We start from the raw sequence: 24,349 nt of genomic DNA, 5'->3' as shown, positions 1-24,349 counted from the left end.
AATAAAGCTTAAAATAATGCGATAAAGGTTAAAAATGAAGTAGGTATCTTTGGGTTTTAACAATAAAATTACCATGAGTAAAGAAATTTACAACCGCATTAAAGCAGTTCTGGCAGAGCAAGGAAAAACAAACAATTGGTTGGCCGACCAATTGGAAATGAATCGAACAACTGTTTCAAAATGGTGTAGAAATGAGATGCAACCTAGAGTAGAAACCTTGTTTCAGGTTGCTAAAGTGTTAGATGTTGATGTTAGGGCATTATTGGTGTCTACCAAAAATGATAATCAATAAATGAGAGTAGCATATAGAACAAATAAAGGAACATTTTATGAAGGTAAAGTTGAGCAAGCTTTACAATCGAAAAAGTTTGAAAAGTATAAAGGAAAAATTAATCTAATATTTACTTCTCCTCCATTTCCTCTGAATAGGAAAAAGAAGTATGGCAATTTGCAAGGGGAGGAATATATCAATTGGCTCACGAATATTGGAATTCTTCTTAAAGATTACTTAGCAGAAGATGGCTCAATTGTAATGGAAATCGGAAATTCTTGGGAACCAAAGAGACCCGTTATGTCGACCTTCCCATTGAAAGCAATGTTAGATTTCTTAGAAAAAGGGGAATACAGTTTGTGCCAACAGTTTGTATGGAATAACCCGGCAAAACTCCCGAGTCCTGCTCAATGGGTGAATATTGAAAGAAATAGGGTAAAAGATTCATTTACTTACATATGGTGGATGAGCAAAACAGATTTTCCAAAAGCTGACAATCGAAAAGTACTTGTTGAGTATAGTGATTCAATGAAAAGCCTTCTAAAAACGAAGAAATATAATTCAGGAAAGCGTCCATCAGAGCATAATATAGGAGAAAAGTCTTTTTTAACTAATAACAAAGGGGCAATACCATCAAATGTTATTACTGCCGCTAATACTCAATCAGGTACTAGCTACCAAAGATTTTGTAAGGAGAAGGGATATGAATTACATCCTGCAAGAATGCCAAGTGCTCTAGCTGAGTTTTTCATTAACATGCTAACAGATGAAGGAGACATTATTTTAGATCCATTTGGAGGAAGTAATACTACTGGAGCTGTTGCTGAGAGTTTAAACAGAGAATGGATTTCCATTGAACCAAATGAGGAATATATCAAAGGGTCAAGAGGTAGATTTAATAAGGAAAATAAACTGAAATACTATCACAAAAAGAAGACAAAATAGCTGGCAAACTAAACATACTCCAAGAGGGTGGCAAGAACAAGCTTTAAAAGAATGGAAAAAAGATTTTAAAGGCGTCGTTAGTGTCGTAACGGGAGGAGGAAAAACCTTATTTGCCTTTTTTTGTGCTTGTGAATTTAAAAAAGCGTTTCCAGAGAAAAGAATACTCGTCATTGTTCCTACTTTGACTTTACTAGACCAATGGTACTTAGGATTTGAGGAGGACCTGGGAATATCTAAAGAACAAATTAGTTGTTTTTCAGGTCAAGAAAAACCAAAAGAATTTAATGAGGTAAATCTGCTAGTAATTAATACTGCGAGAACAGTTTTACAAAAGCTTAAAGAAAAGAATGAATATCTTTTAATAGTTGATGAATGTCATAGAGCAGGAAGTCCCGCAAACAGTGAATCAATTAAAGGGAATTATGCTGCTACACTAGGACTATCCGCTACTCCTGACAGAGAATATGACCTTGGTTTGAAGAAATATATAATCCCAAGATTGGGAAGAATTATTTACTCCTATGATTACCTACAAGCTCTTAACGATAATGTTATATCTCCATTTGAACTGGTTAATGTTGAAGTTAACTTGCTACCGCATGAAGAAAGAGAGTTCAATAAAGTAACTAAAAAATTGAGGTTCTTATTTAGCAAAAAAGATGAAAGCGAAGATGATAAATCAAAAATTGAACGGCTACTCATCAGAAGAGCTAGAATTTCAAATGGAGCAATGATTCGGGTTCCAGTAGCAGTTAAATTGACTGAAGAAAATAAAAATCAAAAGACAATTATTTTTCATGAAAGTATTGAGGGAGCTAATACAATACTAAAGATGTTTAATGAGAGAGGAGAAACAGCAGTTATCTATCATTCCGGTATTGGTCCAGAAATGAGAAGAGATAATCTGAGATTATTTAAAAAAGGAATTTTCAATGTTTTGGTTACCTGTAAGGCTCTAGATGAGGGGATGAATGTTCCAAAAACTTCAGTTGCTATAATCGCAAGTTCAACGGCAAGTACAAGACAACGAATCCAACGACTTGGACGTGTTTTACGACCTGCCACAGGAAAAAATAAGGCTTACATATACACTATTTACGCTTCTAATCAAGAAAAACAACGATTGGTTAAAGAATATAAAAAGTTGCAGGAACATATTGATATTAAATGGATTAAAACAGATTTTCGATTAAATGGCTAGGTTGCTAATAAATAATGAATGGTATGATGAAGTCTCCGCAAAGGCTTTAAGAGAATCTGAGTTTGAAAACTATTTTTTAGAAAATGCGGAGACCATATATCCCGACTATTATACGATTCCTTTTAAAGGAATAATTGTTGAATCAGAATACGGAACAGCAAAAGCTGACTTAGCACTAATTGATAAAGAATATTTGAATTGGTGGGTAATTGAAGTCGAAATGAGCCGTCATTCCCTAAATGGCCATGTGTTACCCCAAGTACAGTGTTTAGCTAATGGAGTATATGGTGAAGATGTCGCAGTATATTTTCACAAAAAATGTCCGGAGTTGGATGTGGAAAAGCTAACGGTCTTAATGAAAGGCAAACAACCAAGAGTGATGGTTGTGTTAGATATTCCAAAAGAAAATTGGAGTAATAAGCTTGAAAAACATGATGCCATACTTTCTGTTTTTCAAATATTCAAATCTGATAAAGGAAATCATATTTATAGAGTCAATGGTGATTACCCACACAAATTTGGGAGCAGTAAATCCAAGTGTCAATTCACGCATTTGCTAAATAATTTCCTTAAAGTGGATTCACCTGCAATTCTAAATGTTCCTGATAAAGAAATAGTAAGTGTTACAATAGACGGAGCTACAACGAATTGGAAAAGAATTGATATACAGGACACAGTTTATTTATATCCTGTTAGCTATAACCCATTAGATATTAAAAAAGAGTACGTTTTGCTCCAAGAGCCTGACAGTACTTATCACATAAAAGAACATAAATAATAACCCTATGGAATTTAAAGTTGGACCAGACATAATCAAATCATACAAGCGGCTATCATATTCACCATGGCATGCAATAGCTGAGTTAGTTGATAATTCGACTCAATCTTATTTTAATAATGAGGAGGAATTAAAGGCAAAATTTGAGGCAAATGATGAAAAACTACAAGTTGCTGTTGTGTATGATAAAGCTTCCGATATCTTAAGAGTTTCCGATAATTCTATTGGCATGACAGGTGATGAACTTGAAGATGCCTTGCACATTGGAAAGACAACGGATAGGACATCCGGAAGATCAAAATACGGCCTTGGGCTGAAAACTTCCGCTTGTTGGTTGGGAAATAAGTGGAGTGTACGGACTAAAAAACTGGGAGAATCTGTAGAGCATTTTATCAAAGTGGATGTTGAAGAAGTTGCTAATGGGAATAATACTTTAGAGCATATCGAAACAGATGGAAAATCTGTAGATGAGTCCTATACAATTGTTGAAGTGACTGATTTGAACCGGCAATTTCACGGAAGAACTCTCGGAAAGATTAAAAACTATTTAAGCTCTATGTACCGAATTGATATTAGGGAAGGGAGACTAGAGCTTGAGTGGCAAGGAGAATCATTGACATGGCAAGAGCCAGAATTTTTATCCGATAGAGAAGGGAATTTTTATTACAAATCATTTGATTTTGTTGTGGATGAAGATACTGATGACCCTAAAACAGTTACAGGATGGGTAGGAATATTGAACAGTGGTAGTCGAGCAAATGCTGGGTTTTCAATATTACAATCAAGTAGAGTTATTAAAGGTTGGCCTAAAGCATGGCGACCTAGTACTATATATGGTCAAGAAGAAGGTTCCAATGACTTGATTAACCAAAGGTTAATAGGTGAAATTCATTTAGATGGTTTGGAAGTCAGTCATACAAAAGATGATATACAATGGTTTGGAAGTCAGGAAGAAGAAGTTGAAAATAAACTCTATGATGCCTGTAAAGATTATAGAGATATTGCAAAAATTCCTAGAAAGGCTCTTGATGATGGAAGAGGACCAACTCAGGCGGAAACAGATGTAGCAATTGACGAATTGAAGAAAGAGCTTTTCTCGCCAGAAATGGTAGACAAAATTTCTTTGACTGTAGTTCCGAATGATGAAGAAGTGGATGCTCAAATACATGCAATTACAAATACTATTGAAGAACGAGCAGAACCAGAAATTGAGGGAGAAATAGGAGGAATATTCGTTAAAGTATACATTGATGCTGAAATGTCTCCAAATGACCCTTATGTTTTGGTGGAAGCAGCACAAAGTGATGAAGTTATTATAATAGTTAATGCTTCACATCCGCATTGGAACCAGGTTACAGGAGACCATGGAACCCTAAATTATTTGAGACATTGCACTTATGATGGTGTTGCCGAGCATATGGCACGATTTAAAAAAGGAACTGTCAATCCAAATACAATTAAGTTACTTAAAGACCAATTGTTAAGAGTTGCCTTTAACATAGAACAAAATATAGATGGTGAATGAAAAACTTTGTAGCCTTAAATAGAGAAGAACTGGCAAAACAACACTATGTTAGAAAGGCTTCAACTTCATCTGATTATTTTTTTAGTATATATCAGCAGGAACTAAAGGGCTATGAAGAAAGGTTTGGAAATGATTTTAACATTATTTTTTATGGGAATGAAGATGTAGAAACGGACTATTATTCTATTCCCTTTCTTTTCGTAAAAGATGTTCTAATCCCTCAAAATCTATATCAAAAGCAAAAGAGATGGGCAGGAGATATAAAAAATCATGTCATCAATTTTAGAGTATCTAAGGTAAAACGGAACATTTCAGGGTTTTACAGTCTTCCATTCTCGCTGAAGAAAAATCAAGTTCAAATTAGCGTAAAAGATTCTAATGATTATGCTATTGAAAATGCAAAAAGGGAAATCAAAGTTCGAGTAAAGCAATCACTCTTTAGAAATCGTGTTCTAAATAATTTTAATGGTACTTGTTGTGTTTCAGGTATTACTGAAAATGATTTGTTGGTTGCAAGCCATATAGTTCCTTGGAGTGAAAAAATTGAAACAAGATTAAACCCAAGCAATGGTTTGTGTTTATCAGTACTATATGATAAACTCTTTGACAAAGGGTATTTCACTTTAGACAATGATTATAAAGTTGTTATTACTTCTAGAATCAGTGAGTTAAGCTCAAAAACAAAAGCCAGGTTATTAGAAATTCAGGGCAAATTCATATCGAGTACAAGGAATAATGAAATAAGCCAATTGTGTTTAGAGTTTCATAGGCAGAATATTTTTGAAAGCTTTAAATTGTGAGAGTAACTGAGCAGGGGCAGCAATAGAGATTGATGGCCCTACAACAAATGGAATTACTCAAGCCGTTAGAAGAAAGAAACAATCTTTTTAGACAGCCTCTTTTATTCCATCCCTACAGAAGCCGTTTCTTCATCTGAAAAAACATTTTCGCTTTCAGAAAAATCCAGGGTTTCTGCATTGGGAATATGTTCCATGATTTCGTCGATTCCTTTGCTTAACCTCAACTCAGTTGAATATTTCCTACTAGTAGCCAGTACCAGTCCGCCTTTTGATAACCTGAAAAAATGTTTTTTACCGGAAGGTGTGCTTTTCTTGGTAATGTTAAATTCTTCAATATATTCTTTAATTCCGGCAATGATCAATTCACAATCCGATTTTTGTTTGCAGCTAATACTGGTAAAAATAGTTTTCCCTCTTCTGGAGGTAAAAACAAACTTATAATTTCCGTTACGTCGTTTGCTAATGACAAACAGCCCCATAATTCATCCTTTAATTTTTAAACCCCACTAACTACTAAGGGGGTAACTTGAAACCAACAAGGCAGTTGATTTCCTAGCCCCCCCATGTTTAAGAGACACAAATCTAAGATAAAATAAGATGAATTTTAGTTTGTTCTTCTTTAGAATGCTTTGTTCCTATTTAATAGAAGACTTTAATCATTTAGTCCATAATACGATCTTACGGCCTCGTAATCCCTAAAATCGATATTGGGCAATTCTGCTTCTTTACTACTCAGGTCTTCTGTATTATTTGCAATTACACGAATAACAATTAATTCGGCATAAATTTCACCGGTACCATTTTTTATAGTAATAGTAATACGCGCCGAACCATTGTTTGCTGGCACGTGGAGCATATAAATCCGGTATTCTGTCATTCCGTCTACACCCCAACCAGGGATTGGATATACATTTCCACCGGGTCGTACCATGTAAACATGCCATGAGCTTTGTTTAATCTCTTCTTCGGTAACATCCGGAATGTCCAGGTTGACAGAGGAACTTACAGAGAAATCGTGTTCTCCAAAGGTGTATTGTGTGACATTGGCATTACCTTCAATGCCTTGTGGTCCCATAGGCCCTTGTTCCCCCTGTGGTCCTTGTTCCCCATCTAATCCGTCCATGCCGTCTTCTCCGTCGGAACAGGCAAGAAAATTAATACTAAACAATAGCAGCATGCAATAAAAAATTTTTGTTTTCATTAGTAATGGTTTTTAATCCCTGAAACTTTATGATTTTCAAGGGTTTGATTAATATTGATTCCAAAAGTATCTGTAGAGGGAATGTTGAGCAAGAGGAGATTCCCCTCTTTTCAATAAGGGTTTTCAGCTTTTTTTAACAGGAGAAATCCCCTAAGGAATTCGCAGTGAATTATGGTTATGAAGTTTATTCAATGGAAGGAGAGATCACTCTTTTTCAAGCATAGCCTTTTTAATGGACGAAACCGTGATTTTTAGATCGGGATAATCTTTACGGTATCGCTTAGAAAATTTCCAGAGCATTAAAGCCTTCAATGTATTCTGAGCCCAAAAACTTAATTTATTCAAAACTTTTCCATAGTCACCCAATATGGTCAGATGGTTAATTGTATGACATACCCCCGGGTACCGGACTTACCAATATGGATTTACCCGGATTCGCCATACCCCAGATAAGGCTATAATTACATTTTGGGTGGTATAGAACTCTATCAGGGTGTTCTTCTTTTTGTATCTTATTATGTAGCTCCAAAATATCCTTTGATAGTTTTATGCCAACTCTGGCCATTTTTGTCAGGAATCTGAACCGTTTAAAAATTGACCCTTGCCCTCCCATAAACATTTTAGCTTCCTTGCTATCCAACATATCCAGAAATTCTCTACTAAACCCTCTAAAAGGAAGTCCCATGCGTTCAACGATTTCCCGAAATTGTTCGGGAAAAACACAGACTACATCCCAATTCTTTCCCTTTAGCAACTGTGCCATTGCTAAGAACGGTTCAATATCTCCTCTCGTACCTATGGAGAATAAGACTGCTTTCATTTTTGGGATTTCGATTTCTTGCATTGGCTACCGGCGGCTGACCTTCTTGTCAGTTTAGGTTTCGTTCTTACTATCAATTTCAGCCTTTCCAAAGCCGACTGTTTCTCTGTATTGTTGTGCTGAAATTTCTGCATTTTTTTTAAAAAACCTGCTAAAATAATGTTCATCGTCATAGCCCAATTCATAGGCTATTTCCTTTACTGTTTTATTTGTCAAATACAATTCTCGTTTTGCCTCTATAAGTATTCGCTCCGTGATTAACTCTGTAAAAGTTTTCTGATAGTATTGCTTTATTAGTTTTGCTAATGCCTTTTGAGAAATATTAAGCATCAACGCATATTCTGCTGGCATATGTTTCGATCTATAATTTTCTTCGATTACATTTTTAAGCTTTTGAAGTATTTCCGGTTCGTTTATATCTTCTTCTGCTTTAACAATAAGTTGTTCAGATTTAATCCTGGAAGCTGTGATTAGCAGAATTTTCATGTAAGAAATCAACATTTCGTATTGAGCAATTCCAGCATTGTTAATTTCTATTTTCATTTTTTCTACAATATCCTGAAAATTTGCTTTGGTAAGTTCATCAATGTAGAAAATGGGAAGTTGATATATATTGTTAAACAAAACACCATTGCAGGTTACTTCTGTTTGATGTTTATGAATGCAAAAAAAATCTGAATGAAAGAAGATTGCAATGCCTTCGCAATGTGCTGCTTGTATCATAAACGGTTGATAGGGTGCAAACGAAAACATTGAATTTTGCTCAAAGGAAAACTCGGAGAAACCCGTACGCAAATTCCCTGAACCGTTTAGAATCCATATCAAAGTATAGTAGTTATTACGTTGAAAATAATCAAAATGGGTATTGTCGATAAATGGTAAAATCTTAAAAGCAAGATTCCCTGTTTGCTCATTTATAAGGGTAAAAACCTGTTTATCTTTCATACGCAAATTTACTCATAATAATTTTCGTTCAGTTTCATTTATTGGAATATCGTTAATGCTGGCAATGAGAATCTTTTTTCTGATATGATGTAGTTTAAAGCTCCCAAAGCATTCCAGTTTTGGGAGCTTGTGAATAATTATTTATGCATTTAACAATGCCTCTGCCAATTGAATGGGGCTTTCTATTTGTGGGACATGACCCGTATTTAATGAAATGGAATGATAACTGCAACCAACCATTTTTGAAAGCTCTTTTTGTGCGTTTTCCGATAAAATTTTGTCCATTGTACATCCAATATAAACTTTAGGTATTTTACCAAAATTATTTTCGGTAGTAGTTACCAGTGAGGAAAATGGCTGAGTAGCTTGGCGAACCAATTGTGGGGCAGCTTCTGCAATTTGTTCATCAGTGGCACCGTTATAAACAACTTTTTTCAATGTGTCTTCACTTACGGTTGCCCAACTTTGGTCTTCTGAAAAAATTAAGTTGTTCAATAATTCACTTCCGGTATCTGCCTTTAAAATATCAAGAACTGATTTCCCATTGTTAGGTATCATAGCAGCTACAAATACTAACTTCTCCACCTTATCCGGCATTTCTTCTGCAACTTTGCTTATAATGAAACCAGCAAGGCTGTGTCCAACCAGAATAACAGAGGTGTCAAGTTTTGTAATTTCTTGTTTCACTCTCTCCACATAGGAATCAAGTGATACTTGTGAAATGTCTGTTTTGTCATTCCCATGTCCTGGTAGGTCAAAGGCTATAACTTTGGAGCCAGACTGCTCCATTTTTTGTTTGGTCGTTTGAAAATACCAGGCACCATGCCAGGCACCGTGAACTAGAACATACGTTTTTTTTGAACTATCCATATTTTTTACCTTTTTAATTGTGTGTGCGAAGGTAATGCAATGTCATAATTTGTAAAATGGGTAAAATACGCTTTGTAGTGGACAGATTTTTATGGTTCAGTTTGCTCGGACATCGGTCGATAGGATTGCCACTAACTCGTTATATAAATACCAAACATATCGATATCCTGTTAAATAATTGGGACAACAAGGAATAAATGGCTAACGATATTTTAGCAAGAGTTTCTGGTTTCCGGTCAAATTCACTCAACCCCAATTGAGGTTTCTCATTTTACTCATTTAACTCCATCGACATTTTTCTACCATTAAAATCAATATCCTGTTTAAGCACTTTTCGTGTTTTATCATCTATATAATAAGTGCTAATAGCGGCGTTATCTGATATATCATCTGTTGTTTGAACCTGCCAAACTGAATGCTCTTGTCCGTTCCAGTTAATGGAAGTCTTTTGTACACTTTTTACAGTTGCTGTAATGACTCCGGTTTTGGCTTTAGGGTTGTAATCAAAAATTGAAATCACAGTGGAATAACCATCCTTTAAGGGAAGCCATCTTATGAGTTGCGGATAAAAGTTACTGTCGAAATATGATTTTTCGGTTTTCTCGGAAATAATTGTTTTTGCCCCAGTTTTTTTATCCAAATAATATCCGGTAACCTCATTTCCAAAATTTAAAACCATATCTCTTTGCGCGTTAAAAGATGAATGGTAAATCGGTTTGAAATTTGTTGTTTCAACAATAGTACTGTCAATCCATTTTGAAGGGGACTGTTTCATATCAACCGTTGTAATGACAACTATTTCCCCTTTTTTCTTCTCAATTTCAGTAAGCACTTTTCCAATTTCCATTTTAACAGTATCCTGTAACATAAACCAAGTCATTTCTGAACTTTCGTTCTCAATGAATTTTTTGTCAGCAGGGTTGTTATCAGGATTTAGTGGGGCTTCTTGGCTAAATGCTTGTATTGGAGCACAAAAAGCGATTAATAAAATACATTTCCAAATTTTCATAATATTTAAATTTATTATAGGTCTGTTGTCTTTATACTTCTTAAGCTTGATTCCTGTCTCCACATTATACTTTTTCTTATTTAATAAATGTGTTACATCCTTTTGATTTAATTTATCTAAAGAGAAAAACACATTAAAATGGAAACAATAAATAAGGTTTTCCAAGTTTCAGCGTTTATTTATGACATAATAACAGCCATGTGATAATTAGCAGCAAAAACTCCTATCATAACTAACAAAAGATCGCTCTCTCTTTTATTAAAAGTAACATCATAATTATACTCTAGTTTACTCCAATTGAAATGGGGGTCAAACTGTATTAGCTCTTCCTTCTCTCTATTCTCAACGACATACCTGTTTCGAAATACACCTACACCTTTTGTTGTGACTATATATTCATTCCCGTTCGTAAACGAGAGTACAATTTGTCCTTTCAAATTCAGTTTCAACAAAGCAATTTTTAATTCATTTTTTGAAACGATTATATCTGTATCAAAGAAACCACTGGATTTTATTTCATATAGTTCTGATTCCGGTAGTTCTATTTCAGCGTTTATGGAAAACAGTTTTTTATAAATGAGTTTGCCCTTGGTTTGCCCTTCAGTTATTAGTTGAAATGTTTTTTTATCTGTGCATTCTATTTTCATAATTCTTCTTTCTATATTAAAATATTCTATTTTGCTTCTCGGCTTTTAAGTCTTGGTTACGACCAATTAATAGTCCTACTGTCATTCCTGTTCCCATTCCTAAACTCAGTCCTAAGGCTAAACTTATTGAACCTCCCAACACCCCAATACTGGAGCCAATTGTTATTCCAAAACACGCCCCTATACTCATCCCTAAAATTATACCTCTAGTAGTATAGTAACCCTCTGTAATTAATGAGAATTCATCTTTCAAAAATTGTTTGAAAATATTAAGCTTTTTACTAAAATACCTTTTCTTATTTTCAGGACTGAATTTTAAATTCAAGATTTTGATCTGATCTTCAATCTGAGATAATTGTCCTGCTGTAAAATCCCTACTTTTTAATTGATCTAAAATGATAATAAAGTCGTTATATATTCTTGTCTCTCCTTTACTATTAGCCTCTTTTAATAGTTTTTGGAAAAATTTAGTAGCCTCGATAATACTCATAGGATTCATACTTGTTTAATTCGTTTCCTAAATCAATTAATACTACACTTTAGTTTTTTGTTATATATGGGGATCTTAAATCTTCCATATCAGCAATGATTTCATCAAGCTTTTTCAGCACACGGCCGTAGATGATCTTTACATCATATCGAAAAACCGCACCTGCAAAAACTCCAAACAATCCTGCATAAATGATTGCTCCCAAAATATAAAAGAGAGGCATGCCAAGCACCATGACCGGATTACTTCTTTCAATAATAATTTCGATGATTGACTTGTCCAAAATAGGTCTGGGGGTTGAATAAAGAACACCAACGGTAATCACTAATATAATTATGGGATAGAAAAATCTGTAAACCCGAACATATTTTGAAATCATATCCCTTAGCCAGTTATCAAAAGCTTTTAAGTATTGATAACTGTCTTTACTATTATCAATTTGATCAAGGCTTTTGATATGTCTTTTACTGTGCCAAACTAACCAGGATAATAGCAGAAACACTAAAATTCCAGCTACCGGAACACCTGTATAGATGAACCCTGTCAAAAAAAACGTAGCAACAATCATAATGATGATCAGGTTCTTTCTGAACATTCTTTTCAATTTCTCAATTACGTGTTTCGATTTTTGGTTGTACAGGTTATTGACTTTTGGTGCTGCTAAAGTGTCACCCTTTAAAAACCCTTGTTTCCATATCGATTCAATTGATTTTTCCATCTAATAATTTTTTTAAACGTTTTTTAATCCTGTTAACTCGCACACCTATGTTGTTTGGTGTAGTTCCAGTTATTTCTGCAATTTCCTTGTTTGGTTTTTCTTCTAAATAAAGTAATATAACAGCTTTATCAACATCAGATAATTGCTTAATAGCCTCATATAATAAATTCAAATCTTCATCCGAAAAAGCGGTATTGTCTTCAGCTTCATTATTTTGGCTTATAGCATCAGTACTATAGTATTGGCGTGTTTTTTTCTTTTTCTTAACTAAGGTTAGACAGATATTTAATGTTAGTCTGTAAATCCAAGTGGACCATTTAGAATCGCCACGAAATTTGTCTTTACTTCTCCAAATTTGTAAACAGGTTTCCTGATAATAATCCTCAAAATCTTCTTGAGAATCAGTATATGCCCTACAGATCTTTATAATAATTCCGGAATAGGGTAAAATTGATGATGTATAAAAATCGTTACTCAAAAATTGTTTTTAAGGTTGGTGGCAGAAGTTATAGATTATTACACCCTTTTAATAATTTTTTTAATTTATAATATGTATTTGGTGGGGTGGATACAGTACACGAAGATAAATAGACTGTTGTTAATCATGATTAAAAACCTTCCTTCACTATCGTTTCGGCAGGCAAGTACAATTACTCATATTGCTTGTTTATTGTTTTTTTAAGGTGCTCGTGAAATCGAAGATTAGGCAAAGCCAAACATTCAAAAAAGAAAGCGAGGTACTCTCAAAAAAGCCCCCGCTTTAAATGTTTTCACAACGGAATAATCCTTATTGTGAATTGTTTTCAAAATTGTATGATGCTAATATACAGAATTATCAGGAAATAGGATTACGTGATTCCGTAAAAGGGTTAAATATCTTTTACTTATTTTTAGAAAATAAGATTAAAATCCCTCGAACAGCTTAAACTAAATACAATACTAGAGTAATATGAAAAGAATATTAGGACTGGACTTAGGAACCAACTCTATTGGGTGGGCGTTGGTTGATGAAGCTGAAAACGACAGCGAAATTTCAGAAATTATTAAACTTGGGGTTAGGGTCAACCCTTTAACAGTAGATGAGAAGACTAATTTTGAAAAAGGAAGACCTCTCTCAACAAATGCAGAGAGAACTCAAAAACGTGGCGCAAGACGTAATTTGCAACGCTATAAATTAAGGAGGAACAACTTAATTGAAATTATAAAAGAAAATGGTTTTATTGATGAAAAGACACCTTTAACAGAAGTTGGAAAAGGTACTACACATCAAACTTTGCAATTAAGAGCTAAAGCTGCAAGAGAAAAAATAGCTTTAGTGGATTTAGCTAAAGTTTTATTGACAATCAACAAAAAGCGTGGTTACAAAAGCAGTCGAAAAGCGAACAATGAGGAAGAAGGGCAAGCCATTGATGGAATGGCGATTGCCAAAAAACTCTATGAAGAGAATTTAACTCCCGGTCAATATGTGTTGAATTTACTGAATGATAACAGGAAATATATCCCTGATTTTTATCGCTCAGATTTACAAGAGGAATTCAAAAAGGTTTGGAATGCACAAAAAGTATTTTATCCTCAAATTTTAATTGATGAACTTTTTACAAATCTTCAAGGCAAGAACAAATCTCAAACTTGGGCTATTTGTAAAGAGCCCTTTGATATAGTTGGGATTAAACAGAAAGGGAAAACCAACGAAAAAAAATTGGAGCGTTATCAGTGGCGTGTGGATGGATTGACACAAAAATTAGAATTAGAGCATTTGGCTATTGTGTTACAAGAAATCAATAACGACCTCAATAAATCCAGTGGATACCTTGGGGCAATTTCAGATAGAAGCAAGGAACTTTATTTTAACAAGGAAACCGTTGGTGAAAACTTATACAAGCAAATCCTAAAAAGTCCACATACATCCTTAAAAAACCAAGTATTTTATCGTCAGGATTACCTCGATGAGTTTGAGCAAATATGGAACACACAAAGTAAATTTCACCCACAACTAACAGAAGCGTTAAAGGAAGAAGTTCGGGATGTTATCATATTCTATCAGCGTAAGCTCAAATCTCAAAAATCTCTTATTAGTTTTTGTCAGTTTGAAAGTAGAGAGCAAAGCTATATTGAAAAAGAAACAGGCAAATCAAAAACAAGAACTATTGGTCGCAGAGTTGTTCCAAAATCTTCACCGCTTTTTCAAGAGTTCAAAATATGGCTAAACCTCAACAATTTAGAGTTTAGAAATGTTGAAAAAAACGAAAAAATTGAGTTTATAGAATTGGATGATGAGGTTAAACAATCTGTTTTTGATGAACTGAACTTGCGCGGCGATTTAAAGCCTAATGATATTTTAAAGATTTTAGGAAAGTTTCTTTTCACAGGGAAAGTTTCTCAATGGAAATGCAATTTCGAAAAAATTGAAGGTAATAGAACCAACAAATCGTTGTATGATATTTACCAAATCATAGCAGAAAACGAAGGTTATGGTTTTGATTGGGCTAAAAAATCTCCCAAAGAAATCAATGATGAATTAAAATCTATTTTTCCTGAAATAGGGATAGGTACGACTATTTTAAATTTTGATGCTGAACAAGATGATTTTGATAAACAAGCAAGTTATCAACTATGGCATTTGCTCTATTCAGCAGAAGAAGATGACAAAATTACTGATGAAGACAAACTCCTATATGGAAACTCCAGTATTGCATTAAAAAGAAAACTCCACACCAAATATGGTTTTATACCGCAATATGCTTCTTTGTTGACAAACATATCGCTACAACCGGATTACGGCAATTTGTCGTCAAAAGCTATTAGGAAAATTTTGCCTTATTTAAAAGAGGGGAATACCTATTCTGAAGCTTGTGCTTTAGCAGGTTATAATCATTCTAATAGTTTAACTGCTGAAGAACAAGCTAAAAGAGAGTTGAAACCCAAACTGGAATTGCTTAAAAAGAATAGTTTGCGAAATCCGGTCGTTGAGAAAATCCTAAACCAAATGATCAATGTCATAAATCAAATCATTGATACTTATGGCAAACCGGATGAAATTAGGATTGAATTGGCCCGCGAACTTAAAAAGTCGGCCAAGGAGCGTGCAGAAATGACAAAAGGAATAGCTGATGCCACCAAAAGAAATGACGATATTAGAAAAACAATCACAAAAGAATTCGGCATACCCAACCCTACAAGAAATGATGTTATTCGATATAGACTATGGAAGGAATTGGAAACCCGAGGCTATAAAGATTTGTTCACTAACAAACAAATAAAGCACGAAGATTTATTTAGTAATAAAATAGATATAGAACACATTATCCCCAAAGCCTTATTGTTTGATGATTCGTTTTCTAACAAAACCTTGGCGTTTAAAAAAGACAACCTTAAAAAAGCAGACCGTACGGCTTATGATTTTATCTCACAAGATTATCAACAAGATTTAGAAAATTTTGAAGAACGTGTGGAAGTGTTGTTTAAAGACGGACATATTACAAGAGCTAAACGTAACAAATTATTAATGCCGCAAAGTAAATTACCCGACGGCTTTATTGAGCGTGATTTGAGAAACAGCCAATATATTGCCAAAAAAGCCAAGCAAATGCTTTTTGAGGTATTTAGGACTGTTGTCTCTACCTCAGGAAGTATAACTGACAAACTCCGTGAAGATTGGGGGTTAATCAATGTTATGAAAGATTTAAACCTACCTAAGTATAAGGCATTAGGTTTAACAGAGATAAAAAAGCGCTGGGATAGTGGACAGGAAAAGGAAAAACCAATAGAAATTATTCAAGATTGGAGCAAACGTAACGACCACAGGCATCACGCTATGGATGCATTAACAGTAGCATTTACAACTCATAATCATATTCAATATCTAAACCACTTGAATGCACGAAAAGATGAGTCGCATAAAAGACATTCCAATATTATTGCCATAGAGAAAACAATAACGGCAAAAAATGGCAATGGTAAACGGAAATTTGTTGCTCCTTTACCAGACTTTAGGTCAAAGGCAAAAGAGCATATAGAATCGATTTTAATTTCGTTTAAAAACAAAAATAAGGTTGTCACCAATAATATCAACAAAACCAAACGCAAAGGAAAAGACAAAAACAATAAAAAAGTACAATTAACACCACGGGGACAACTACACAAAGAAACAGTTTATGGTAAAATAAAACAGCCGTTAATTAAACCGACTAAAATCAATAAACGGTTTACCTTAGAAGAAGCCAAACTCATAATAGACAAAGAAAAAAGAGATTTGGTGTTGGATCATTTGTCAAAATATGATAACAAAGGCGAATTAGCCTTTGCAACCAAAACACTAAAAAAAGAACCTCTTTTGTTTAGGGTTGAGCCATTAAAAGAAGTATTGTGTTTTGAAGAGGTTTTAACCACAAGAAAAGACATTTCATCAGATAACTTTAAGAATGAAAAACACTTAGATAAAGTAATTGATGAAAAAATAAAACAGGTTTTAAAGGAAAGAGTAAAACAGTATAATGGTGATTTTAAAGAAGCTTTTTCCGATTTAGACAAAAAACCTATTTGGTTAAATAAAGAGAAAGGCATCTCTATCAAACGAACAACGATAAAAGGAGTAAGTAATGCAGAACCGCTTCACATAGCAAAAGATCATTTAGGGAATGACATTCTTGACAAAAATGGAAATGTTATACCGGTAGATTATGTAAGCACAGGGAATAACCACCACGTAGCTATTTATAAGGATGAAGATGGTAATTTACAAGAAAACGTAGTGTCTTTCTTTGAAGCCGTTGAACGGGTTAACCAAGACTTGCCTATCGTTGACAAAAACTACAATGAACACCTTGGTTGGGAGTTTCAGTTTACCATGAAACAAAATGAAATGTTTTTTTTCCCCAATGAAAAAGAAGGTTTCAATCCATCAGAAATTGATTTGCTCGACAAGAAAAATCAAAAAGAGATAAGTCCTAATTTGTTTAGGGTACAGAAAATCGCGACAAAGAATTATATGTTTAGGCATCATTTGGAAACAACTGTAACCAATGATTTAGATTTTACTTTTATAAATATACGTTCAACTTCACCATTAGAAGGGATAATTAAAGTTAGAATCAACCATATTGGAGAAATTGTCCACGTTGGAGAATATTAAATCATATAGTCATGATAAAACGCACCCTATTCTTCAGCAATCCGGCTTACCTAAGCACCAAAAACGAACAATTGGTGGTCAACTTTCCTGAGGACGACAAACAGGAAGCTACCATTGCTATCGAAGATTTGGGCTATATCGTCTTGGAAAATCCGCAAATTACTTTAACCAACGGTTTGTTGATGAAACTGATGCAAAACAAAACCGCAGTCATTACCTGCGATAAACAGCATTTGCCCTGTTCGTTTTTACAGCCTTTGGTAGGGCATACCGAACAAACCGAGCGTATCCGGCATCAACTCGATGCCAGCGTACCACTAAAAAAACAGTTGTGGCAACAAACCATTACGACCAAGATAGAAAATCAAGCCAACCATCTATTAAAACGGCAAAAAAATGCCTTAAAACTAAAACGTTGGGCTAAGGAGGTAAAAAGCGGCGATACCGAAAACCATGAAGCCATAGCGGCGGCCTATTATTTTCAAAACCTTTTTGATATAGAGGGGTTCAGTAGAAACCAAAAAGGTATTCCTCCCAATAATTTACTCAACTATGGCTATGCTATTTTACGTGCCGTAGCAGCCCGAGCTCTGATCAGTAGTGGGATGTTTCCATCCGTGGGGATATACCACCACAACAAATACAACGCTTTTTGCTTGGCAGACGATGTTATGGAGCCCTACCGGATATTTGTAGATGATTTGGTGTATGATATTGTGGAAGAAGGGAACAATAATATTGAGGAACTTACAACTGATATAAAACAGCTATTGCTAAAAATCCCGGCTATGGATGTGGTGATCGATGGCAAACAAAGTCCGTTGATGATCGCCATGAGCCGAACCACAAATAGTTTATATGAATGTTTTTACGGCAGTAGCCGAAAGATATTGTATCCCGATTTTTAACCCTTGAAGGGTTTCAAACCCTTCAAGGGTTGAGGGTTAAACATTACTGTCATGGAAACCGATCGATTTTCACGTTTAAACCAATACAGAAGCATGTGGGTACTCGTACTTTTTGATTTACCAACCGAAACACGGAAAGACCGTAAAGCAGCCACACGATTCCGAAAAGATCTTTTGGACGATGGGTTTTCCATGTTTCAGTTTAGCATCTATATGCGATTCTGTGCCAGCAGGGAAAATGCCAATGTACATACCAAAAGGGTAAAAATGTGTTTACCCAAACACGGCAAGGTGTGTATTATGCAGATAACAGATAAACAATTTGGAATGATAGAGCTCTTCCACGGTCAAAAAGAGGTCGAAACCGAAACCCCATCACAACAACTGGAACTTTTTTAGTACAACTTTTCCAAAGTTTCAAACTTTGGAAAAGTTCATTATCAATAATTTTGGCTAATCGTTCAATTAGAAATGTCAGACCGAGCGTAGTCGAGGCCTCAATAAATCATTTCATTTTTTAATCTTAGCATACAGCATAAAAAACAGCATACCGGCGTGAGCGTTAAAAATTGACCTGGTAGGTCAATTTAGTGAAACGGCCAGGAGGCGGGAGGGAAAAACAGGGGAGCAGATTTGTTTATACTCTTTTTTGATTCTGTTTTTTCTATCCTGAGAATAGGCTTAAAAAACAGCATACCAGCCTGTTATGGCCGGTATGCTGTCAATCATGATTAAAAATACAATTCTGAAAGCAATTCACAACTTGAACACAGAGGTAAATGGAGAGGAAAAAGCTGTCAATCATGATTAAAAATACAATTCTGAAAGCAATTCACAACGAAGGACAGCCTGACCCGATTAAAATTACGCTGTCAATCATGATTAAAAATACAATTCTGAAAGCAATTCACAACTGAAGAATGGAAAGTATATTATGATGTTAGCTGTCAATCATGATTAAAAATACAATTCTGAAAGCAATTCACAACTCACCTTTAAAATCATGTGAGAAACTATTGCTGTCAATCATGATTAAAAATACAATTCTGAAAGCAATTCACAACCGGCAAACCTACGCCCATTTTGGTAGCATGCTGTCAATCATGATTAAAAATACAATTCTGAAAGCAATTCACAACGGAACTGAAAAGATAAATAAGTTACTGGATGCTGTCAATCATGATTAAAAATACAATTCTGAAAGCAATTCACAACCCCGGAATAACTAGGTTATAATCAAATACAGCTGTCAATCATGATTAAAAATACAATTCTGAAAGCAATTCACAACCGATCATGCCTTAAGCGTTAGAGACATAATGCTGTCAATCATGATTAAAAATACAATTCTGAAAGCAATTCACAACCAACTCTGGGGATTACAACTCTGGGTATCGGCTGTCAATCATGATTAAAAATACAATTCTGAAAGCAATTCACAACCCAAAGCTATTGCAGTACTACAACATATAGCTGTCAATCATGATTAAAAATACAATTCTGAAAGCAATTCACAACAGGCTCGTCATTTACTTTTGATTTGTATTGCTGTCAATCATGATTAAAAATACAATTCTGAAAGCAATTCACAACATATTCGTTGAGGTCGCTTTCACGTATGGGGCTGTCAATCATGATTAAAAATACAATTCTGAAAGCAATTCACAACACCGCTTTTAATGCGTAACTTGCGCTTTTTGCTGTCAATCATGATTAAAAATACAATTCTGAAAGCAATTCACAACCCTTCTGTCAACAATATTCCCGTTCGGTAAGCTGTCAATCATGATTAAAAATACAATTCTGAAAGCAATTCACAACCAGATACCGTCAAGTCCCCGGACGATTGAAGCTGTCAATCATGATTAAAAATACAATTCTGAAAGCAATTCACAACAGGATGTTGACATAACAGCAAATGGGTATCGCTGTCAATCATGATTAAAAATACAATTCTGAAAGCAATTCACAACAGGATTGCCGTGTTTTGTACAGCAAACAGGGCTGTCAATCATGATTAAAAATACAATTCTGAAAGCAATTCACAACATCCTGGTAAGTTTAATTTCCTATTTGTAGCTGTCAATCATGATTAAAAATACAATTCTGAAAGCAATTCACAACCCCTCGAATATAAAGGACAGGATGCTGTCAGCTGTCAATCATGATTAAAAATACAATTCTGAAAGCAATTCACAACCGTCTACCCAATCATTTGTATTGTTTAAAAAAAAGGAATAAAAAATCACTTTTTGGTGATATTCTCATTAATTTCTGCACTATAATAATAGAAACCCGAAATAAATGGAACTAAAAGAAAAACCTAGAGCTAAGCGTGAGAAAGCTAAAAATATCACGGAAACTTATGAAGCGGCTTTTCCAAAAGTTGCCCGATTTGTAAAAAAAATGGGCGGTTCGTTAGACGATGCAAAAGATATTTTTCACGATGCGATAATTGTTTATTACGAACTTAGAACAAAAAAGGCAAATAAAATCCACACCTCTGAAGTAGCTTATATTTTAGGGATAGCTAAGCATATGTGGATTAGAAAATATAATCGACAACGCAACCATATTTCCTTAAGCCTTATTGAAAATCAGATTTCAATTCCTGAAGATTATTATTTAGGTGTACAGGATAAAAAACTCTTTAGCTTGCTAAACCTGACGGGGAAGAAATGTATGGAATTACTGAGAACCTTTTATTTTAAAAAAACGTCATTGGAGGAGTTGATTACAGTTTTAGGATATCCAAACAAACACGCTGCAAGTGTACAAAAATACAAGTGTCTTGAAAAGGTAAGAAACTTCGTCAAAGAAAAAACGCTTTCGTATGATGACTTTAAAAAATAGCACAAAATTAATTGAGAAATATATTGAAGGTTCCTTAAAACCTTCAGATAAAGTATTGTTTGAAGCAAAACTTATTCTAAGCCCCACTCTTTTTGAACAGTATATTTCTCAAAAAAAGGCTTTTGAAATGGTTAAATTTTATCATCGTAAAAAGCTAAAGGAAGAATTGGAAACATTGCACAAAACTATATTCAGCGATCCTGAAAAAACTAGGTTCAAACTTAAAATTCACGAGATATTCAACATATTATGATTCAATCCAATTTAATACCAATGGTAATTGATGATACAGGTGCGGGGGAGAGAGCTTTTGATATATACAGCCTTCTTCTGAAGGAACGCATCATTTTTCTAAACGGACCTATAGACTCAAAACTGGCGGGGGTTGTTATAGCACAACTTCTTTATCTCAATAGCGTAAATGGCAAGCGTCCAATTAATCTTTATATCCAGAGTCCGGGAGGAGAAGTATATTCAGGTCTTGCAATATATGATACAATGAAAATGGTGACCGCACCGGTATCCACATATTCAATAGGGTTTACGGGAAGTATGGGCACCTTCTTATTAAATGCCGGTTCTAAAGGGAACAGATATGCCTTGTCCCATTCAACTATTCATATGCACCCTACGGGGGGCGGGTCAAAAGGGTATACGGAGGACGTTCGGATAGCGACTAGGGAACAGGAACGCTTACAAACACAAATCTTTCATATAATGGGAAAAAATTCCAATAAAACCTGGAAAGAAATCGAAGCATTTTTTTTACGTGACAGATATCTAAACTCCATTGAAGCAAAGGATTATGGAATTGTTGATGAAGTCTTGGGCGATACAAATAATCTAATTGCTTTGAACAGAGAGGATTTTAAAGTAAGCTTTCTTACGGATAATAGCATTATATAAAACAGATGCCTACAGAGACAGACAAATATGATGATAATGGTTATTCCAAAAACTATCACGAAATTGACAGAGTAATCAAAACACAGGATTTCTCTTAAAAAGACCAACTCGTTATTTTTTCTGTTTTACACACTTTGGAGAAAAGGTTATGGTAGTTGGGAATGATTAAGAGTTTACAAGAAACGATAAAAAACTAAAAAATGAAAGCATTGACCTTCTCAAAATTTGGAACATCTGACGTACTTGAATACATAGAAATACCCACACCTGAAATTAAAAACAATGAAATACTTCTTGAGAACAAAGCGATTGGATTAAATTTTGCTGACATTTATAGAAGAAGGGGAAATTATCATTTAAAAGGTAAACCTCCATTTATTGCAGGATATGAGGGAGCGGGAATTGTTGTGAAGTCCAAGTCAGATAAAATTAAAGTTGGAGATAATATTGCCTATACGGACGTCCCTTTTGCAAATGCAGAGTTTATTGCGATTCCCGATACACAAGCAATTCCTATTCCAGAAAATGTTGATTATTCATTAGCATCATCAGTTCTTTTACAAGGTTTAACAGCTCATTATTTGTGTAATGATAGCCACAATGTAAAAGACGGAGAAACAGTTCTTATCCACGCAGCGTCAGGGGGCGTAGGTCAAATATTAACCCAAATCTGCAAATTCAAAGGAGCTACCGTGATAGGCTTGTCAAGAAGTCAAGAAAAATTAAATACAATTTTGGATTGCAAAGCTGATTATGCGATTCAGTTAAATGATGATTGGAAATCTCAAGTAATGGAATTGACCAATCAAAAAGGTATTGATGTCGTATTCGATGGTGTTGGTTCCACCCTAATGGATAGTTTTGAAATTACAAAAGATTGCGGGCACGTTGTATTTTTTGGTATGAGCGGTGGAGACCCAAAACCAGTTGACCCAAGAATGCTTTTGAACACTAGTAAAACTTTAACTGGAGGAGATTTATGGAGTTATTTAACCAATGAGAAAGAGCGGAAAAAAAGAGCAGTAATTTTGTTTGATTTAATAGAAAATGGGACAGTAAAAATTAAAGAACCCGTTCAATTTAGACTTTCCGAAGGGAAAAAAGCACACGAGTTTTTAGAAAAGGGAAAAAGTTCAAGTAAGATATTGCTAATACCAGATTAAGGAGTAAAAACTAAACACAAAAGTACTCGGTATATCTCAAAACAGTAGTATAAAAGTATCGAGTCTGGAGGTCATCGATCAAACCTCACTAATTGACATTAAACTATAATAATATGAAGAAATTAACTATGAAAAAAACATCCAAAAGCTTTATACCTGTGGCACTTTCAGCTTTTAATACATCCGGGTTTCCGGATACCTCCTGGTAAAAGCGGATACCCAAAAAAGCAAACTTCATACCGCCGGTTTCGAGGGTGTCTTCCGGTACTAACTCTATATGGTTATCATTAAAGCCCTTTCCTATTATTACAGGAGTTGCCATATAGGTTTTAGAGCCCAAAGCATCAAAATCGATCCGGATAATACCAAAGAGTAGTTCAAAATGGGTCGCATTCGGGTGAAATTTAAATTGCTTTATATCAAAGCCGGATATCTGGCATTTGTAACTTTCCCTATCAAAAATAATATCGCCCATAAGGGTGGTTTCTATATCCCTTTTAGGGGTGAAACTAAAATCCTTTAACAATTGCTTGCCTTTATCGGTTTTCAACCCCTTGCCCACGGTTCGTTTACCTCTTTCGGATACGGTGTCACAGGTCTTTATCTGCTGGAAAACCTTCATCATCCTGCCGTGTAATGTAGGATCTTTATAATACATTAGAAAGGGGTACAAGCTATCTTTAAAAACTTTTTTTGTACGTGAACACAACCCAAACTCACTGTTGTTTTCGCGCACCCGCTCCATCTTCGGGGATTTCTTAATCGTTTCCTTGTTAAATCCACCACCGGCCTTTCGCGCTACGGGAACGCCCTTTCGATAATAAAAATTAATCCCGTCTATGGTTCCTGTAAACTTTACAATGCTTTTTTGTTTTGCCATGATATTTAGAATAGGTTCTATCTAAAGATATAACAAAAACATGGATCAACCATATTTATAGCGTATATATGTCGTGTATATGCCGTATATATAGCGTGTTTATATCGTATTTGATATATATCATCCCCTATTCTGCCTCATGGCTATAAACGCTTCAATACCTATATAACAGATTCAAATTCCATGATAGGACAGAGCGTTAAGAATTAGTCCGGTGGACTAATTTAGCGAATGGGCCAGAAGGCGTATGGAAAAAAAGAATATTTTGTAGCCACTTACAGAAAATTT

General features: G+C 34.7%; 25 protein-coding genes and 1 CRISPR repeat array. Of the genes, 14 read left to right on the top strand and 11 right to left on the bottom strand.

Features of this window, described 5'->3' with window-relative positions; translation table 11 throughout:
- Positions 1–73: 73 nt before the first annotated feature.
- Genes OOZ15_RS03635 through OOZ15_RS03610 form a run of 6 tightly spaced genes read left to right on the top strand, consistent with a single transcriptional unit; the run spans position 74 to position 5,520 of the window.
- The gene (locus tag OOZ15_RS03635) at positions 74–292 is read left to right on the top strand and encodes a helix-turn-helix transcriptional regulator (RefSeq protein WP_265954390.1); all 219 of its coding nucleotides are present in this window, start codon (positions 74–76) and stop codon (positions 290–292) included.
- On the top strand, positions 293–1,216 hold the full coding sequence (locus OOZ15_RS03630; RefSeq protein WP_265954388.1) for a DNA-methyltransferase: 924 nt from the start codon (positions 293–295) through the stop codon (positions 1,214–1,216).
- Positions 1,194–2,417: a DEAD/DEAH box helicase gene (locus tag OOZ15_RS03625; RefSeq protein WP_265954541.1), complete on the top strand. Its 1,224-nt coding sequence runs from the start codon at positions 1,194–1,196 to the stop codon at positions 2,415–2,417. The genes OOZ15_RS03630 and OOZ15_RS03625 overlap by 23 nt, the downstream gene beginning before the upstream one ends.
- Positions 2,410–3,195: a hypothetical protein gene (locus OOZ15_RS03620; protein ID WP_265954385.1), complete on the top strand. Its 786-nt coding sequence runs from the start codon at positions 2,410–2,412 to the stop codon at positions 3,193–3,195. The genes OOZ15_RS03625 and OOZ15_RS03620 overlap by 8 nt, the downstream gene beginning before the upstream one ends.
- Positions 3,196–3,202: 7 nt before the next feature.
- Positions 3,203–4,720, top strand: a complete 1,518-nt coding sequence (locus OOZ15_RS03615; RefSeq protein ID WP_265954383.1) for an ATP-binding protein — start codon at positions 3,203–3,205, stop codon at positions 4,718–4,720.
- Positions 4,717–5,520 carry an HNH endonuclease gene (locus OOZ15_RS03610; RefSeq protein ID WP_265954381.1) on the top strand — a complete coding sequence of 268 codons (804 nt, stop codon included), beginning with the start codon at positions 4,717–4,719 and terminating at the stop codon, positions 5,518–5,520. The genes OOZ15_RS03615 and OOZ15_RS03610 overlap by 4 nt, the downstream gene beginning before the upstream one ends.
- Positions 5,521–5,621: 101 nt before the next feature.
- On the opposite strand, the gene OOZ15_RS03605 is transcribed toward OOZ15_RS03610, so the two are convergent.
- The 5 genes from OOZ15_RS03605 to OOZ15_RS03585 form a co-directional block, all read right to left on the bottom strand.
- Positions 5,622–5,999 (bottom strand): YegP family protein, encoded by a 378-nt coding sequence (locus OOZ15_RS03605; protein ID WP_265954379.1) that lies wholly within the window; start codon positions 5,997–5,999, stop codon positions 5,622–5,624.
- A 173-nt stretch (positions 6,000–6,172) separates the two neighbouring features.
- Positions 6,173–6,721: a hypothetical protein gene (locus OOZ15_RS03600; RefSeq protein WP_265954377.1), complete on the bottom strand. Its 549-nt coding sequence runs from the start codon at positions 6,719–6,721 to the stop codon at positions 6,173–6,175.
- 379 nt (positions 6,722–7,100) lie between these two features.
- A complete protein-coding gene (locus OOZ15_RS03595; RefSeq protein ID WP_265954375.1) occupies positions 7,101–7,541 on the bottom strand; it encodes a glycosyltransferase in 441 nt (146 codons plus the stop codon).
- A 54-nt stretch (positions 7,542–7,595) separates the two neighbouring features.
- Complete coding sequence (locus tag OOZ15_RS03590) at positions 7,596–8,486, bottom strand: helix-turn-helix domain-containing protein (RefSeq protein ID WP_265954373.1); 891 nt, start codon at positions 8,484–8,486, stop codon at positions 7,596–7,598.
- Between the two features lie 141 nt (positions 8,487–8,627).
- On the bottom strand, positions 8,628–9,356 hold the full coding sequence (locus OOZ15_RS03585; protein ID WP_265954371.1) for an alpha/beta fold hydrolase: 729 nt from the start codon (positions 9,354–9,356) through the stop codon (positions 8,628–8,630).
- A 56-nt stretch (positions 9,357–9,412) separates the two neighbouring features.
- On the opposite strand from OOZ15_RS03585, the gene OOZ15_RS03580 reads away from it, so the two are divergent.
- A complete protein-coding gene (locus OOZ15_RS03580) occupies positions 9,413–9,553 on the top strand; it encodes a hypothetical protein (RefSeq protein ID WP_265954369.1) in 141 nt (46 codons plus the stop codon).
- A gap of 74 nt (positions 9,554–9,627) precedes the next feature.
- Here the strand turns inward: OOZ15_RS03580 and OOZ15_RS03575 are convergent, their stop codons facing one another.
- The 5 genes from OOZ15_RS03575 to OOZ15_RS03555 all read right to left on the bottom strand — a co-directional run bounded on the left by OOZ15_RS03575 (position 9,628) and on the right by OOZ15_RS03555 (position 12,698).
- Positions 9,628–10,365, bottom strand: a complete 738-nt coding sequence (locus OOZ15_RS03575; RefSeq protein ID WP_265954367.1) for a DUF3108 domain-containing protein — start codon at positions 10,363–10,365, stop codon at positions 9,628–9,630.
- A gap of 179 nt (positions 10,366–10,544) precedes the next feature.
- Positions 10,545–11,012, bottom strand: a complete 468-nt coding sequence (locus OOZ15_RS03570; protein ID WP_265954366.1) for a hypothetical protein — start codon at positions 11,010–11,012, stop codon at positions 10,545–10,547.
- Between the two features lie 16 nt (positions 11,013–11,028).
- Complete coding sequence (locus OOZ15_RS03565; RefSeq protein ID WP_265954365.1) at positions 11,029–11,502, bottom strand: hypothetical protein; 474 nt, start codon at positions 11,500–11,502, stop codon at positions 11,029–11,031.
- Positions 11,503–11,551: 49 nt separating this feature from the next.
- Positions 11,552–12,220, bottom strand: a complete 669-nt coding sequence (locus OOZ15_RS03560; RefSeq protein ID WP_265954363.1) for a hypothetical protein — start codon at positions 12,218–12,220, stop codon at positions 11,552–11,554.
- Positions 12,204–12,698 carry an RNA polymerase sigma factor gene (locus tag OOZ15_RS03555; RefSeq protein WP_265954361.1) on the bottom strand — a complete coding sequence of 165 codons (495 nt, stop codon included), beginning with the start codon at positions 12,696–12,698 and terminating at the stop codon, positions 12,204–12,206. The genes OOZ15_RS03560 and OOZ15_RS03555 overlap by 17 nt, the downstream gene beginning before the upstream one ends.
- Before the next feature lie 471 nt (positions 12,699–13,169).
- Between OOZ15_RS03555 and cas9 the strand changes: the two genes are divergently transcribed.
- The 7 genes from cas9 (at position 13,170) to OOZ15_RS03520 (ending at position 23,181) form a co-directional block, all read left to right on the top strand.
- Positions 13,170–17,351, top strand: a complete 4,182-nt coding sequence (gene cas9 / locus OOZ15_RS03550) for a type II CRISPR RNA-guided endonuclease Cas9 (protein WP_265954359.1) — start codon at positions 13,170–13,172, stop codon at positions 17,349–17,351.
- Between the two features lie 11 nt (positions 17,352–17,362).
- Positions 17,363–18,259, top strand: coding sequence for a type II CRISPR-associated endonuclease Cas1 (gene cas1 / locus OOZ15_RS03545; RefSeq protein WP_265954357.1), 897 nt, complete (start codon positions 17,363–17,365; stop codon positions 18,257–18,259).
- Between the two features lie 51 nt (positions 18,260–18,310).
- Positions 18,311–18,658 (top strand): CRISPR-associated endonuclease Cas2, encoded by a 348-nt coding sequence (gene cas2, locus OOZ15_RS03540; RefSeq protein WP_265954356.1) that lies wholly within the window; start codon positions 18,311–18,313, stop codon positions 18,656–18,658.
- A gap of 318 nt (positions 18,659–18,976) precedes the next feature.
- A CRISPR array of direct repeats spans positions 18,977–20,459; the repeat unit is 46 nt; unit sequence GCTGTCAATCATGATTAAAAATACAATTCTGAAAGCAATTCACAAC.
- A 104-nt stretch (positions 20,460–20,563) separates the two neighbouring features.
- The gene (locus OOZ15_RS03535; protein ID WP_265954355.1) at positions 20,564–21,112 is read left to right on the top strand and encodes an RNA polymerase sigma factor; all 549 of its coding nucleotides are present in this window, start codon (positions 20,564–20,566) and stop codon (positions 21,110–21,112) included.
- A complete protein-coding gene (locus OOZ15_RS03530) occupies positions 21,093–21,365 on the top strand; it encodes a hypothetical protein (RefSeq protein WP_265954353.1) in 273 nt (90 codons plus the stop codon). Before OOZ15_RS03535 ends, OOZ15_RS03530 begins: the two co-directional genes overlap by 20 nt.
- On the top strand, positions 21,362–22,018 hold the full coding sequence (locus tag OOZ15_RS03525; RefSeq protein WP_265954352.1) for a ClpP family protease: 657 nt from the start codon (positions 21,362–21,364) through the stop codon (positions 22,016–22,018). Before OOZ15_RS03530 ends, OOZ15_RS03525 begins: the two co-directional genes overlap by 4 nt.
- A gap of 200 nt (positions 22,019–22,218) precedes the next feature.
- Positions 22,219–23,181, top strand: a complete 963-nt coding sequence (locus OOZ15_RS03520; RefSeq protein WP_265954351.1) for a quinone oxidoreductase family protein — start codon at positions 22,219–22,221, stop codon at positions 23,179–23,181.
- A gap of 103 nt (positions 23,182–23,284) precedes the next feature.
- Here the strand turns inward: OOZ15_RS03520 and OOZ15_RS03515 are convergent, their stop codons facing one another.
- Positions 23,285–24,061, bottom strand: a complete 777-nt coding sequence (locus OOZ15_RS03515; protein ID WP_265954349.1) for a hypothetical protein — start codon at positions 24,059–24,061, stop codon at positions 23,285–23,287.
- Positions 24,062–24,349 lie beyond the last annotated feature (288 nt).

Origin of the sequence: Galbibacter kalidii (assembly GCF_026241135.1) — a bacterium.
Lineage (GTDB): Bacteria > Bacteroidota > Bacteroidia > Flavobacteriales > Flavobacteriaceae > Galbibacter.
This window is presented reverse-complemented; position numbering and strand designations above follow the sequence as displayed.